The organism is Thermodesulfobacteriota bacterium (assembly GCA_040755095.1).
Classification (GTDB): Bacteria; Desulfobacterota; Desulfobulbia; order Desulfobulbales; family JBFMBH01; genus JBFMBH01.
In genome coordinates this window covers 18,362-31,021 of record JBFMBH010000035.1, presented here as the reverse complement: position 1 = coordinate 31,021, position 12,660 = coordinate 18,362, and the positions used below count along the sequence as shown (strand labels likewise).

Below are 12,660 nucleotides of genomic sequence, written 5' to 3'. Positions count from 1 at the left end.
TTCGATCCGCATCTGGTGGACGTCTTTGCCGGGATAGCCGGAGACCTTTTTGCGGCCATCGGCTCGGTTTCTGACACAGCGATTGAAAGCGAGCTGGAGGTCGTGGTGGGAAGGTACTTCAACATCAATCAAACCGGAGGGGGCTCAGGATGAAAGAGACCCCTCCTGCCGGGTAGTGACGGCCGGGCCAAGGGCAGCACCAGGGCCAGCCGACCGGTCTCGGGCAGGTGTGTCGGTCAGCTTGTCGGGCGGGGGAGAAGACAGGCGGCCGCCTGCGCGAACGGGTTCAGAACAGGGATTCCACAGCCCGCAAAATCCCTTTCGTTCCGGGTAACGAGGGTGAGCCCATGGACCTGGGCGGTGGCGGCGATCAGCATGTCAGCCTGGGTGCGGACCGTTCCCTGGCGCCGGAGGCTGCCCCGCAGCCCTCCCGCCTGGCGGGCGATCCTCTCCGTGACCGGCAGCACGTGGCATTGGCGGTGGAGAAACCCTGCAAGCCATGCCTCGATGCGGGCGTTCGGTCGCCACGCCAGGCCGAAGCACACCTCGTCCACGGTGATCACACTGAGGCTGATGGCGGTCACGCCCTGTGCCCAGGCCAGGACACCGGCGTCCGGCGCTGCTCTGGCCAGCTCGCTCAGGATGTTGGTATCAACGAGGAAGCTCATGGAGACCCTCAGCCCAGGGATTGGCCCGATCCTGACGCTCCGGGCATTCCAGGGTGTACGACTCCTCGGCGCACAACGCCCTTAGCTCCTCAAAGGCGTGGGCGAGGGAGATGTTGGTCTGGGAGTCCCGCCAGCGGCAGTATTCCCGAAAGGTCTCGACGTCGACGACTGTGGCTACCGGACGCCCCCGGTTGCAGACCTCCTGCGGCTCCTGGGCCGCCTGCCGGAGCAGCTCGGCGAAATGCTGGCGGGCGTGGGCGATGGTCCATTTCATGGCTCGATCCTCCCGATCGGCTTTTTGTATTTCTTATCAAACAAACCTGTACAGAACAACCGGGAATCGCCTTCGGATCGCCCAGGGGGGATCGAAGTGATCCCCAGCCTCTGGACGCGGGCTGGCTGGCCAGGATTTCGCCCTCCGGCCACGAAACGGCCTCTTCATCCTGTCCGGCTCCCAGAGCTTCATGCTCATGCCTGCGGCGGACAGCCTGGCCGGCCGGGAAGCGGTGATCGTCCCGCTCGATGAGGATGTCCGCCTTCACCTGCCGTGCCCCGGTGATGACCACCACCGGGAAGACCGAGAAAAGCCGCAGCAGACGATCGGTGAGCAGGCGGATATGACACATGCAGGAATTTCAGGGATGCCATCATCAGGAATTCAAGAACTTTTCCCGGCGGGATTCCCAGCGCCACCGCGTGGAGGGTCTCGAGCGGGTTTGCTGCGCAGGCGCCATCCCTTGGCGGGGGTTTCTGCCTGCTCAATCGTTCTTCTGTTTCCAAGGAGGGTGACTCGTATGTGGTCATGCCCGAGATACCGGAGACGGCTGAGCCCCTACCTCGATGGCGAGCTGGCCCACGAGGAGCGGGCAAGGGTTGCCAGACATCTCGCCACCTGCCCGGCGTGTCGTGCGGTGCTGGGGGAAATGCACGGGCTCGCCACGACCTTGCGCGCTGCCGGCAACCCGTCGCCACCCGCGGGCCTGACCGCCAGGATCCTGGCTGCGGCCCGCCAACCGGAACGGCTAGACCAGGACCAGCCTCTCCCACAGCTCGACTCCGAGGTGCCGTGCTGCCCGGCATGGGCGCTCACAGGGACCGCCGTGGTCGCGCTTGTTCTCATCCTGGTGGTGTTGGGCCGGGACATGGGCAGGCAGCTCCATTCCGGCGACGGCCGGCCGGCCGTCGCCAGGGCGACCAGCCTCGAGGGCTTCGAGTGGTTCCACACCGCCCCGCCGGGCTCCCTTGGGGCAGCCTACTTGGTGCTGGCCTCTTCTTCTCCGACGCCGGAGCTGAAATGATGCGCACCATCGGACCCGGCCGCGCAATGCGCACCAGAATGGCCCAGAAACCTCGCGTGAGGACCCGCAACAGGTCGTCAAGGGGAAAGACCACATGAATTGGCATTACCTTGGCAACGAGCTCCGCCGCCGGAAAGGAAGAGCCGTGACGAACGGTCTGGCCCTCGCCGTGGGCGTGGCCGTCCTCTTGGTGCTGAACAGCCTGGCGCAAGGCTATCGCCAGGCGGCCCGGGCGCCACTTGCGGAAATCGGCGCCGACATCACCGTGCAGCGGGCGGGCGAGGTGCCGCAAGAGCTCGCCGGCGCGGTCTTCCCCTGTTCCGCCACCACCCTGAAGGGCGGGGAGGTGGCCAGAATCCGCAGCCTGCCGGGCGTCAGGAAGGTGGGGCAGGCGCTGCTCCTCTGGGTCTTCGATCCCGACCAGGCCGCGGTGGTGTTGGGCATCGAAGAGACGGGCACGACCGGCCCGGCCATCCTCCAGCGCCATGTGACCGAGGGCCGGCCCCTCGCCGGCCACGGGCCGGAAGCGCTGGTGGAAACGGCCTTTGCCCGGCAGTCCGGAATCCGGGTGGGCGGGACCGTCAGGCTCTCGGGTCGGGTCTACCCGGTGGCGGGGCTGGTGGATGCCTCGCGGGCACCGAAGATCGCCACCGCGAACATCTATCTGCCGCTTGCCGAGGCCCGGTCGCTCGCCGTCGCCTCGCCGCAGCTGCAGTCGGTCTCCCCGTTTGCGGCCGAAGACGTCAATCTCCTCTTTCTGCTGGCGGATCAGGAGCAGACCCCGCGGTTATCGGCGGCAATCCGGGAGATCCTGGGGAAGAAGGCGTCGATCGCCACGCCGGAATCCTTCCTCACGTCCCTGGGCAGCCTCTTTGCCCTGTCGGATCAGCTCGCCCGCGCCGCCTCCCTCGTCGCGGTGATCGTCGCCGTCCTCGTCACCGTCAAGACCATGGCCGGCAATGCCGTGGAAAGGACGAGCGAGATCGGGGTGCTCAAAGCAGTTGGCTGGACCACGCGCGAGGTCACGGCGCAACTCACCGCCGAAGCGGTCTGCCAGTGTCTGGCGGCCGGGCTCATGGGGCTGCTGGTGGCCCTGGCCGCGACGCACGTGCTGGGCTTGCTCACGGTCAACATCCCCGTCCCCTGGGAACTGGCCCCCACCCCGCATTTCCTGCCAGGGGGCGGAGACCCGGTCTTCAGAACCCTGCGGCTTCCTGTACGGATTTCCTGGCCCCTGGCCCTTCTGGCCGTTCTTCTCAGTGTAGCGGCCGGCGGCCTGACCGGCAGCACCCTGCTCCGGCGGATCGGCCGCATCAGGCCTTCGGAGGCATTGCGTCATGAATGAAGCAGCACTGCTTGTGGGCACCCGTCTTGGCAAGAGCTACGGTCCGCTGCCGGTGGTGAAGGACGCCTCCCTGACCGTGGCCCGAGGCGAGCTGGTCAGTCTGGTTGGCAAATCCGGCTGCGGCAAGACAACCCTGCTTTCCCTGCTGTCCGGGATGGAGCAGCCAAGCACGGGCGAGGTAATCCTCGACGGTGTGAACATCACCCGTTCGCCCGAAGATGCTCTCGCCCAGGTGCGGCGGGAAAAGGTCGGCTTCATCTTCCAGTCCTTCCATCTCATCCCCACCCTTTCGGCCTGGGAAAACGTGGCGCTGCCCCTTTTCCCGCTCCCCATGACGCAGGCGGCGCGGCGCACGCGGGCCCAGGCCCTGCTTGACCGGCTGGGACTGGCGCACCGGCTCGAGCATCTGCCCGCCGCCCTTTCCGGCGGCGAAAAACAGCGGGTGGCCATCGCCCGGGCGCTGGTGAATCAACCGAAGATCATCTTCGCCGACGAGCCGACCGGCAACCTGGATTCGAAGACCGGCGGCGCCATCATGGATATCCTGTCCGATCTTCACCGCCGGGAGGGGGTTGCCATTCTGATGGTCACCCACGACGAGACGCTCGCCGCCACGGCAAACCGGGTCGTGCACATGCACGACGGGGAGGTGACGCCATGAACAGACCCCGAAGGCGAGTCCGCGGCCTCGCCGTCCACGCCGCCTTTTACGCGTTGCTGGCGATTGTTGCCGGCCCGATCGCCATCTGCGGGGCCGCCGGCTCCATCTCCGTGGAGGTCCTCTATATGAGCCACGGCCCGTTGCAGCCGACCCTTCAGGAGCTGCGCGCCGTCCTGGCCCGGCACAACGACAGGCTCACGGTCTCCTGGTATGACGTCGACTCCGAGGCCGGGGCGGCCTTCATGGCCATGAAGGGGATCACGGGGCATGTGCCGCTCGACATCTGGGTGAATGGCAAGGACACCGCGGTCGTCGGCGGCAAGGCGATCCGGTTCCTTGGCTTCCCAACCGGCGCGGGTCCTACGTTCTTCCAAGGGAAATGGACCATGATCGACTTGGCGCAACTCCTTGAGCTCCTGACCAGGGAGCCGTGAGGCAGGCCATGAGCTGGATGTATGTGCTCCAGGAGCTGCGCCGCCGCCACCACCGGACGGTGGTCAATGTGCTCGGTATCGGCATCGGAGTCGCCCTCTTTGTCACAATCAACGCGGTGAGTGGGGCCTACCGGCAGGCAGCGCGTCTGCCCTTTCAGAACCTCGGCGCGGACCTCATCGTGCAGCGCGCGGAGAAGCGGACAACGCCGGGGGGAGAACCCCTCTCGATGCAAGGCATCCGCCTGCCGTTCTCCAATCAACACATCACCAGCAAGGAGCAGGAAAGGCTACGCGCCCTTCCCGGCGTGACCGCGGCGGCGCCGGCCCTGCTTCTCTGGGAGCTGGGCAAGACCGGCTTCCGGACGATCCTGGGCGTGGACCTCAGCCAGCCCGATCTCGGGCCGGTGCGGCTGCGGGAATGGCTTGCCAAGGGGCGCTTTCCGGAACACCCTGGGGAGGTGGTGGTGGAAAAGCATTTTGCCAAATTCCATCGCATCCATCCGGGGGAACAGCTGGTCCTCGGCGGCCGCTCCTTCACGGTTTCCGGGCTGATCGAGATCAGGCAGGGCGCCCAGGTCGCCTCGGCCAACATCTATCTGCCGCTCGCCGACGCCCAGACACTGCTCGCCGGCTTGCCTGACGCCGTCAACCTCGTCTATTTGCGCCTTGCGGCTCCCTCGCATCTGCAGGGGCTTGGAGAGCGGGTCACGTCCGATCTGCCGGGCGCCGGCGTCACCAGCTCGGACACCTTCCTCCAGCTCATGGGCGGGGTTTCGCAGATTTCGGACCGGTTTGCCCTCCTGGCCTCCCTTGTCGCCTTTGGTGGGGCCGTGGCCCTCATCGTCCAAAGCATGCTCGCCAGCCTCCTGGAGCGCCGTCGCGAAATCGGCATCATGAAGGCCGTTGGCTGGACGGCGGAAAACGTGCGCTCTCAGCTCATGGCCGAGGCCTTTCTGCAAGCCCTGCTCGGCGGTGCGCTCGGGCTGGCGCTGGGGTGTCTCCTGTCGTTTCTGCTGGCGCATCTTTCCATCACCATCGCCATGCCCTGGGAGGCGAACCCGCTGCCTGCCTTTGCCAAGGACCCGGAAATGACGGCCCACAGCGTCCGGCTGCCGGTGCGGATCACGCTTGGGCTGGTCGCCTCGTCCCTGGGCCTCACCCTGACCGCCGGCGGCCTGGCCGCCACGCTCATGGGCCAACGCGCCAACCGCATGCGGCCGGACGTGATCCTGCGGCAACTCTAGCTGCGATGGAGGTAGGCATGATGATGAAGAGCCCCTGGCTCCTGTCTGTCTCGATCATCCTGAATCTCTTCCTGGCCGGCGCCTACGTCGTCTTCCGCCCCCTGGCTGTGACCGACGGCGGCCGGCAGACGGCGGCGCCCTTGCCCTACGAACAGCTTGACCTGGCCGCTTCCCAGAAGGCCAAGCTGGAGGCGGAACGGGACCAGTTCCACGCCCAGCTGGCGAGAATCGATCAGGAGATCCGCAGCCGGCAGGTCGAGCTTCTCGGACTCCTTGCCACGGATACGCCGGATCAGGAGGCGATCACCGCTGTCCAGCACGGGATTCTGACCCGCCAGGGCGAAGTGCAACAGGGCGTCATCGTCCATCTGCTGGCCATGAGCGCTGTGCTCACCCCGGAACAGCGCACCCGCTTCTTCACGCTCCTGAAGGCCGAAATCCCGCACCATGCGCAGGCCTGCCCGGTGGCAGCCAGCCAGGGCGGGCTGCCGGAGTAACGCCGCACCCGGCGGCGGCGCTGGCAGAAGGGCGTACGCCCCTCCTGGTCGCAAGGAGCCGCGCCCGTGCTGCGCCGGAGGAGCCCAGGTTGAGCCGCACTGACCGGACAGCCGGCGACGAGCTGCTCCTCACCACCGCCGGTGCAGGCGACGGCGAGGCCTTTGCGGAGCTCGTCCGGCGCCATCAGGGCTGGGCCTGGAAAATCGCCTATCGCTTTCTCGGACACCGGCAAGAGGCCGAGGACGTGGTGCAAGACGCCTTCTTGCGACTCCTGGCTGCCGCCCGCCGCTATCAGCCGGATTCGCCTTTCAGGACCTATTTTCACCGGATCGTCATCCGGCTCTGTCTGGATCGGGCGAAGAAGAAGAAGCCCCTCCCTCTGGAGACGATGCCGGAGGCCACAGATCCTCGGCCCGCCTCGGTGGACGAGCTGGTGCGCCTCGAGACCGCGGCAGCGGTCCGCGCCGCCCTCGCCGCCCTGCCCGAGGCCCAACGGATGGCGGTTGTGCTTCGCTACTACGATGAGTTGAATTACCAGGAGATTGCGGTCACCATGGAGACAACCCCCAAGGCAGTGGAGCGGCTCCTGGCCCGGGGCCGGGATGGCCTGCGGAAGGTGCTCAGAGCCGGCACGGGATAGGATGATGCAGCCACGGCCATGACAGAGGGCGGTGAGTCGAGCATGCGGCCTGCGCTGCGGCAATTATGGCTGGCCTTTCTCCGGCTGGGGCTCACGGCCTTCGGCGGTCCGGCGATGGTCGCGTCCATCAGGGACCTGGCGGTGCAACGCCACGCCTGGCTCGGGGAGGCCCTGTTTCAGGAGGGCATCGCCCTGTGCCAGGCCATCCCCGGGGCCACCGCCATGCAGATGGCGGCGTATGTGGGGCTGCGGGCAAGAGGCCTGCCGGGCGCGCTGCTCGCCTTCCTGGGCTTCGGCCTGCCTGCCTTTGTGCTGATGCTCGCCCTCTCCGTGCTGTACGCCGAGCACCACGATGTGCCGCGGATCGTGTCGGCCTTCGCCGGGCTGCAGGTGGTGGTGGTCGCGCTCGTCGCCCATGCGGCCTGGTCGTTTGGCCGCAACCTGCTGAAGACCTTCAGGGATGCGGTGACGGCCACCGCGTCTGCCGCCCTTCTGGGGGCAGGCGCGAGCCCCTTTGTCGTGCTGGCCGCAGCCGCCCTGTCGGGTCTGGTTTTGTTCAAGAACCTCCGCTCGGCTCGTTCGCCCGGCCCACCCGAGGCATCGGCGAGGCGGACGGCGGCGCCGGTGCTGCTCCTTGCCGGCGCGCTGCTGGTTGGGTTGGGCGGGCTTGCCGCCTACGACCGGCGGCTCTTCGCGATGGCGACCCTGATGCTCAAGATCGATTTTTTTGCCTACGGCGGCGGGTTCGCCTCCCTGCCGCTGATGCTCCACGAGGTGGTCGTCATCCGGGAATGGCTGGACGCCAAGGTCTTCATGGACGGCATCGCCCTCGGCCAGCTCACGCCCGGGCCCATCGTCATCACCTCGACCTTCGTCGGCTACATGGTTGCCGGCCTGGCCGGCGCGCTGGTGGCCACCATCGCCATCTTCACGCCGTCCTTCGTGGTCCTGGTCGCGGCTGTCCCCTTTTTCGACCGGCTGAAGGCTTCGACCTGGCTTCTCCGCGCCACGAGGGGGATGCTCGCCTCGTTCGTGGGGCTCCTCTTCTTTGTCACCGCGCAATTCGCGGCAGCCGTTCCCTGGGACATGGCGCGGGTGCTCCTCTTTGCCGCCGGCCTTGCCGGGTTGCTCAGAAAGGCCGACCCCCTGCCGGTTGTGCTGGCGGGTGCCGCTGTCTCGGTGCTCCTCTTCTGACACTGTCCGGAAAAGTCAAACGCAGGGCCGACCCAAGGCATCCTTGCAAGGATCACGCCTCCGGCATGGCCAGGTCCCATGGCAGCGCATAGTCCTGCTCGGAGAGCCGCAGGGGCGCGGCGACCGGTGCCAGCACCAGGCCGGCGGCCACGGCCAGCTCCGGGTAGCGCTTGCGGAAGGCGCTGATGCCGGCCACGTCCCGCCGGCCGGGATTGGTCTTGGCCTTGATCTCGACGGGAAAGTACCGGCCGTCCCGCTCGATGAGGATGTCCACCTCGGCGCCGCCATAGGCCCGCCAGTGGCAGAGAAGGGGCCGGGGCGAGACCAGGGAGCACTGCTTGCGCAGCTCCGCCACCACCGCGGTCTCGAAGAGAGCGCCCAGGAGGGGATGGCCGCCGAGGGCCACCGGTGACGACACCGCCTGGGCCGCGCAAGCCAAGCCGGTGTCGGCCAGATAGCCCTTCGGCTTGCCGCTGACCTTCTTGACGGCATTGCCGAAAAAGGCCGGCACCTCGTGCCACTGGAAGGTGGCCATGAGGATATCCAGCCAGCGCTTGACGGTCTGGGGGGTGAGGCCCAGCTCCCGGCCGAGATGGCTGTGGTTGATCTCCTGGCCGGTCAAGGCTGCGGCCAGACGGAGGAAGCGGCCGAAAAGATGCCAGTCCGACACCTCGGCCAGGAGCCGCACGTCCCGCTCGATGTAGGTGCGCTGGTAGGCGGCGTGGAAATCGGGGACCGTGTCCAGGGGGATGAAGCGGGCCTCGGGGAGAAAGCCCCGCCACAGGGTCTCGTACAGGGTGCCCGGCACCGCCAGCCGGCCGGGCCGGGCCGCCAGCAGGGCCGCCGGATCGGCCAGCCAGCGGTCGAGCCAGCTGCCCCCCCGGGTCTGCGGCACCATCTCGGCCAGACAGAAGCCTTCGAGATCCAGGAACACCGCCCGGCCGGCCAGGCTTTCGGCCACGCTGCGCAGCCCCCCCCACTGCTGGGAGCCGGTGAGGATATACTGCCCTGGCAGGCGCTGCCGGTCCACCCGGCGCTTGATGGCTGGAATGAGCTCCGGGGCGTACTGGATCTCGTCCAGGATGATCGGTGGCGGCCGGTTGTCCAGGAACAGCTCCGGATCCTGGCGGGCATTCTCCACGTCCAGCACCGGGTCGAAGACCACGGTGTTCATTTGTTGGCCAAGGGTATGGGCCAGGAGCGTGCTCTTGCCCACCTGCCGTGCCCCGGTGATGACCACTACCGGGAAGACCGAGGAAAGGCGCAGCAGACGGTCTGTGAGAAGGCGGGGATGATACATGCGAGAATTCTAGTGATGAGACCACCAGAATTCAAGGACTTTTCCGGCGGGACACCCACCAGCCAGCGGGACGACCGGTCCCTGGGCCGCCGGCTTCCATCCATGCCCGCCGCAAGGGAGAACGGCGGCTCAGCGGCCGGCAGCGGCACAGATGGCGGCAAAGCCTTCGGGGTCCAGACTGGCCGAGCCGACCATCACCCCGGACACCCCGGGCAGGCCCAGGTAGACTGCCGCGCTGCCAGCGTCCACGGAGCCGCCGTAGAGAAGCGGCCGCCCCGGCAGCAGGACGCCGATCTCCCGCACCGCCGCTGCCGCCAGCTCCGGGGCCTGGGCCACCTGGATGCCGATGGCCTCCTCCGGCCCGTAGCCGATCAGCAGGCGATCGGCATCGGCATCGGCCACCGCCCCGATCTGGGCGCGGGCATAGGGCAGATCCAGGCAGAGGATCGGCACGAGGCCCGCTGCCGTGGCCTCGCTCACCTTGTTGGCGATCTCCTGCGGGGTCTCATGGAAATGGCGCCGCCGCTCGCTGTGGCCGACCATGGCGTGGGTCGCCAGCCCCCGGACCAGGGCCGCTGCCACCGCGCCGGTGTAAGCCCCGAGGGGAAAGGGCGACAGGTCCTGCACCGCCAGGGACAGATGGGGGATCGGCTCCTCCTGGAGCGCCTGCCACAAAGGCGACAGACCCACAAACGACGGCGCGACCAGCACCTGCACCCGGGGGTCCGGCCGGTGGCAACGGCGGAAGGTCGCCAGCCAGCTTCGGGCCTGGGTTGTGTCCAGATTGGACTTCCAGTTGGCGAGCACATACCTGATCATGAACCATTCCTCCCCGCCGGAGCGCCAGCTATCCACAACGTGCACCACTGCCGGAGATTATGGCAGACAGGATTCCATAATGCCACGGCGCTGCGCTATACTGCTCCAGGGTATGGGGGATGATGGCACAGAGGCTCACCATTGAGCAGGATGCGGCAGGGGTCTTCCTTCTGGCAGGTCCCATGACCGCCGAGCATCTCGACTATCTGCGACTCTTCCTGGAAGACGATCTGGGCCGCGCCCAGAGAATTGCCCTCGATCTGGGGGGGGTGACGGCCGTGGATGCCCTGGCCGTCCAGCTCCTCATTGCCTTCCGCCGGACACTGCCGCCGAACAGGGATTGGCAGATCACCAGGCTGTCGCCGGAGCTGGAAGACATCCTGGTGAAGACCGGCCTGCGGCAGCTCCTCTGCCCGTGACCGCGCCATCTGCCCCGGCTGGCCTCCGGTCCGCGACCCTGTGGCGAGCCCATGGTCGATGAGCGCAGCCAGCTCCTGGCGATCTTCCTCAACGAGGTCGATGACCTTCTCGGCAGCGCCGAGGCGGCCCTGCTGCGTCTCGAGGCCGCACCGGCCGCCGGCCGAGAGCTGGAAGAGCTGTTCCGGGCTGTCCACACCCTGAAGAGCAGCTCCGCCATGGTGGGCATGGGGCCCATCTCCAGCCATCTGCACGGGCTGGAGAGCCTCCTGGACCGGCTGCGCAGCCACCAGCTGGCGCTGACCAGGCCGCTGGCCTCCTTCCTGCTCAAGGACCTCGACCTCCTGGGAGCCATGGTGCGGGGCGGGGCGCGGGGTGCCCCCGGGGCCATCGACCCTGAGCTGCTCGCTGCCCGCGCGGCCCAGCTCCACCAGCTGGTGAAAGAGGCCGGCAGCCCGCCGGCTGCGCCGGCGGTGTTGTTGCCAACGGCCTCCCCAAGCGTGGCCACCACCCGTCTTCGCCTCGGGCTGACCTTTCCTGGCGAGCTGCCGGCCGCCGGCCCCGACCCCCTGGTCCTGGTGGCCGGGTTGTCCGATCTGGGCGAGGTGGAAGACCTCGCGGCCGACCTTTCCCGACTCCCCCCTTTCGATCAGCTCGCCCCGGGCCGGCTCTACCTGGCCTGGCACCTCACCCTGCAGACCGCCGCGACCGCCGATGAGGTCCGGGCGTACCTGGCTGCCGCCAGCCAAGACTGCGATCTCCTGGTCGAGGAAGCAGCCGGCGATGGCACTACACTGCCCCCGGCGGCGGGAGACAGAGGCGAGGGTGGGGCTGCGGCCCAGCCAGCCGGCACCTCCGGCGAGCGGTTGCCCGGCGACCGTGGTGTGACGCCAACCGATTCCCTTGCCGCCGGGCCCGAGAGTCGGCCCCAGGCCGAGCGAGCGAGCATCCGGGTCGGCGTGGAGAAGCTCGACTGCCTGGTTGACCTCGCCGACGAGATGCGCGTTGCGGTATCCCGCCTGCAGGGCCTGTTCGAAAATGGGACCAGGCCGCATCCCGATGCGGTCAGCCGGGAGCTGGCGGCCCTGGCCAAGCTGAATCGGGAGCTGCAAGAGCGGGTCGCGCAGGTCCGGATGGCACCCCTGGCGGACCTGTTCCGCCGTTTCCAGCGGCTGGCCCGCGACACGGCGGCGGCCAGCGCCAAACAGGTGCGGGTGCTTGTAGCCGGTGCCGAGGTGGAGCTGGACCGGGAGGTCATCGAGCGGGTGGCCGACCCGCTCAAGCACCTGGTCCGCAACTGCATCGATCACGGCATCGAGCCGCCGGAGGCAAGACTGGCGGCGGGCAAGCCGGCAGCGGGCACGCTGTCGCTGGCGGCCAGCCGCCGCGGCGGCCGGATCCTGGTTGAGATCAGCGACGATGGCCGCGGCTTCGACCTCATCCGGATCCGCCAGCGGGCCCGGGAGATGGGGCTCATACGGCAGGATCAGGCGCTCGATCAGGACACCTTGCTGGACCTGGTCTGCTCCCCCGGCTTTTCCTCGGCAGCCCAGGTGACCGAGCTGTCCGGGCGGGGCGTCGGCATGGACGTCGTGCGGACCGAAGTGGGCCGCCTGGGCGGTCGTCTGGCCATGGACACCCGGCCAGGGGCAGGGACCACCTTCCTTCTGGAGCTGCCGTTGACCTTCACCCTCCTGGAGGCCCTGCACGTCCGGAGCGGCAACGTCTCCTACCTGGTCCCGCTCCTGGGGATCCGGGCGACCGAGCCCTACCGCCGCAACCGCACGGAGACCGTCGGCCCTGGCCAGAGGCTCTACCGGCTCCGGGACGAGTATCTGCCCCTCCTGGACCTGGGCCAGCTGGCCGCGGAAGGTGCGGCCCCAGACGAAGAGCGCCGGATGGCGGTGATCCTTCTCGACACCGGCCAGCGGCGTTTCGGCCTGCTGGTCGACGAGGTTCTCGATCCCCAGCAGGTGGTGGTCAAGAGCCTGGAGACCAACTTCCGGGGGGTCAAGGGGCTGGCCGGGGCCAGCCTGCTGGGGGACGGCGCCGTGGCGCTGGTGCTTGATCTGGGCGTGCTGGAGGAAGCCTTGCTGGCGGGCGAAAAGGGGCCGTTGCTGCGCCTGGCTGAGTGAAGCTGCA

Annotated in this window: 14 protein-coding genes; 10 read left to right on the top strand and 4 right to left on the bottom strand. The window is 68.1% G+C overall.

Annotated elements, in window-relative coordinates; genetic code table 11:
- Positions 1–236 precede the first annotated feature (236 nt).
- Together AB1634_07515 and AB1634_07510 are read right to left on the bottom strand one after the other, a co-directional pair.
- Positions 237–668 (bottom strand): type II toxin-antitoxin system VapC family toxin, encoded by a 432-nt coding sequence (locus AB1634_07515; GenBank protein MEW6219369.1) that lies wholly within the window; start codon positions 666–668, stop codon positions 237–239.
- A complete protein-coding gene (locus tag AB1634_07510; GenBank protein MEW6219368.1) occupies positions 652–942 on the bottom strand; it encodes a type II toxin-antitoxin system prevent-host-death family antitoxin in 291 nt (96 codons plus the stop codon). Before AB1634_07510 ends, AB1634_07515 begins: the two co-directional genes overlap by 17 nt.
- A 520-nt stretch (positions 943–1,462) precedes the next feature.
- Here AB1634_07510 and AB1634_07505 point away from each other — a divergent pair.
- The 8 genes from AB1634_07505 (at position 1,463) to chrA (ending at position 7,982) form a co-directional block, all read left to right on the top strand.
- A complete protein-coding gene (locus AB1634_07505) occupies positions 1,463–1,966 on the top strand; it encodes an anti-sigma factor (GenBank protein MEW6219367.1) in 504 nt (167 codons plus the stop codon).
- A 145-nt stretch (positions 1,967–2,111) separates the two neighbouring features.
- Positions 2,112–3,311: an ABC transporter permease gene (locus AB1634_07500; GenBank protein MEW6219366.1), complete on the top strand. Its 1,200-nt coding sequence runs from the start codon at positions 2,112–2,114 to the stop codon at positions 3,309–3,311.
- Positions 3,312–3,324: 13 nt separating this feature from the next.
- Positions 3,325–3,972 (top strand): ABC transporter ATP-binding protein, encoded by a 648-nt coding sequence (locus AB1634_07495; protein MEW6219365.1) that lies wholly within the window; start codon positions 3,325–3,327, stop codon positions 3,970–3,972.
- Entirely contained in the window at positions 3,969–4,406 is a 438-nt protein-coding gene (locus AB1634_07490; GenBank protein ID MEW6219364.1) for a hypothetical protein, read from the top strand. The genes AB1634_07495 and AB1634_07490 overlap by 4 nt, the downstream gene beginning before the upstream one ends.
- Before the next feature lie 8 nt (positions 4,407–4,414).
- Positions 4,415–5,650: an ABC transporter permease gene (locus AB1634_07485; GenBank protein ID MEW6219363.1), complete on the top strand. Its 1,236-nt coding sequence runs from the start codon at positions 4,415–4,417 to the stop codon at positions 5,648–5,650.
- 17 nt (positions 5,651–5,667) lie between these two features.
- Positions 5,668–6,147, top strand: a complete 480-nt coding sequence (locus AB1634_07480) for a periplasmic heavy metal sensor (protein MEW6219362.1) — start codon at positions 5,668–5,670, stop codon at positions 6,145–6,147.
- Positions 6,148–6,236: 89 nt separating this feature from the next.
- A complete protein-coding gene (locus AB1634_07475; GenBank protein MEW6219361.1) occupies positions 6,237–6,788 on the top strand; it encodes a sigma-70 family RNA polymerase sigma factor in 552 nt (183 codons plus the stop codon).
- 42 nt (positions 6,789–6,830) lie between these two features.
- Positions 6,831–7,982, top strand: coding sequence for a chromate efflux transporter (chrA, locus tag AB1634_07470; GenBank protein MEW6219360.1), 1,152 nt, complete (start codon positions 6,831–6,833; stop codon positions 7,980–7,982).
- Positions 7,983–8,034: 52 nt separating this feature from the next.
- Here chrA and AB1634_07465 read toward each other — a convergent pair whose 3' ends face one another.
- The gene (locus AB1634_07465; protein MEW6219359.1) at positions 8,035–9,282 is read right to left on the bottom strand and encodes an ATP-binding protein; all 1,248 of its coding nucleotides are present in this window, start codon (positions 9,280–9,282) and stop codon (positions 8,035–8,037) included.
- A 129-nt stretch (positions 9,283–9,411) separates the two neighbouring features.
- Entirely contained in the window at positions 9,412–10,101 is a 690-nt protein-coding gene (locus AB1634_07460; protein MEW6219358.1) for a triose-phosphate isomerase family protein, read from the bottom strand.
- Positions 10,102–10,220: 119 nt separating this feature from the next.
- Between AB1634_07460 and AB1634_07455 the strand changes: the two genes are divergently transcribed.
- Positions 10,221–10,520 carry an STAS domain-containing protein gene (locus AB1634_07455; GenBank protein ID MEW6219357.1) on the top strand — a complete coding sequence of 100 codons (300 nt, stop codon included), beginning with the start codon at positions 10,221–10,223 and terminating at the stop codon, positions 10,518–10,520.
- A gap of 51 nt (positions 10,521–10,571) precedes the next feature.
- Positions 10,572–12,653 (top strand): chemotaxis protein CheA, encoded by a 2,082-nt coding sequence (locus AB1634_07450; protein ID MEW6219356.1) that lies wholly within the window; start codon positions 10,572–10,574, stop codon positions 12,651–12,653.
- Positions 12,654–12,660: the final 7 nt, after the last annotated feature.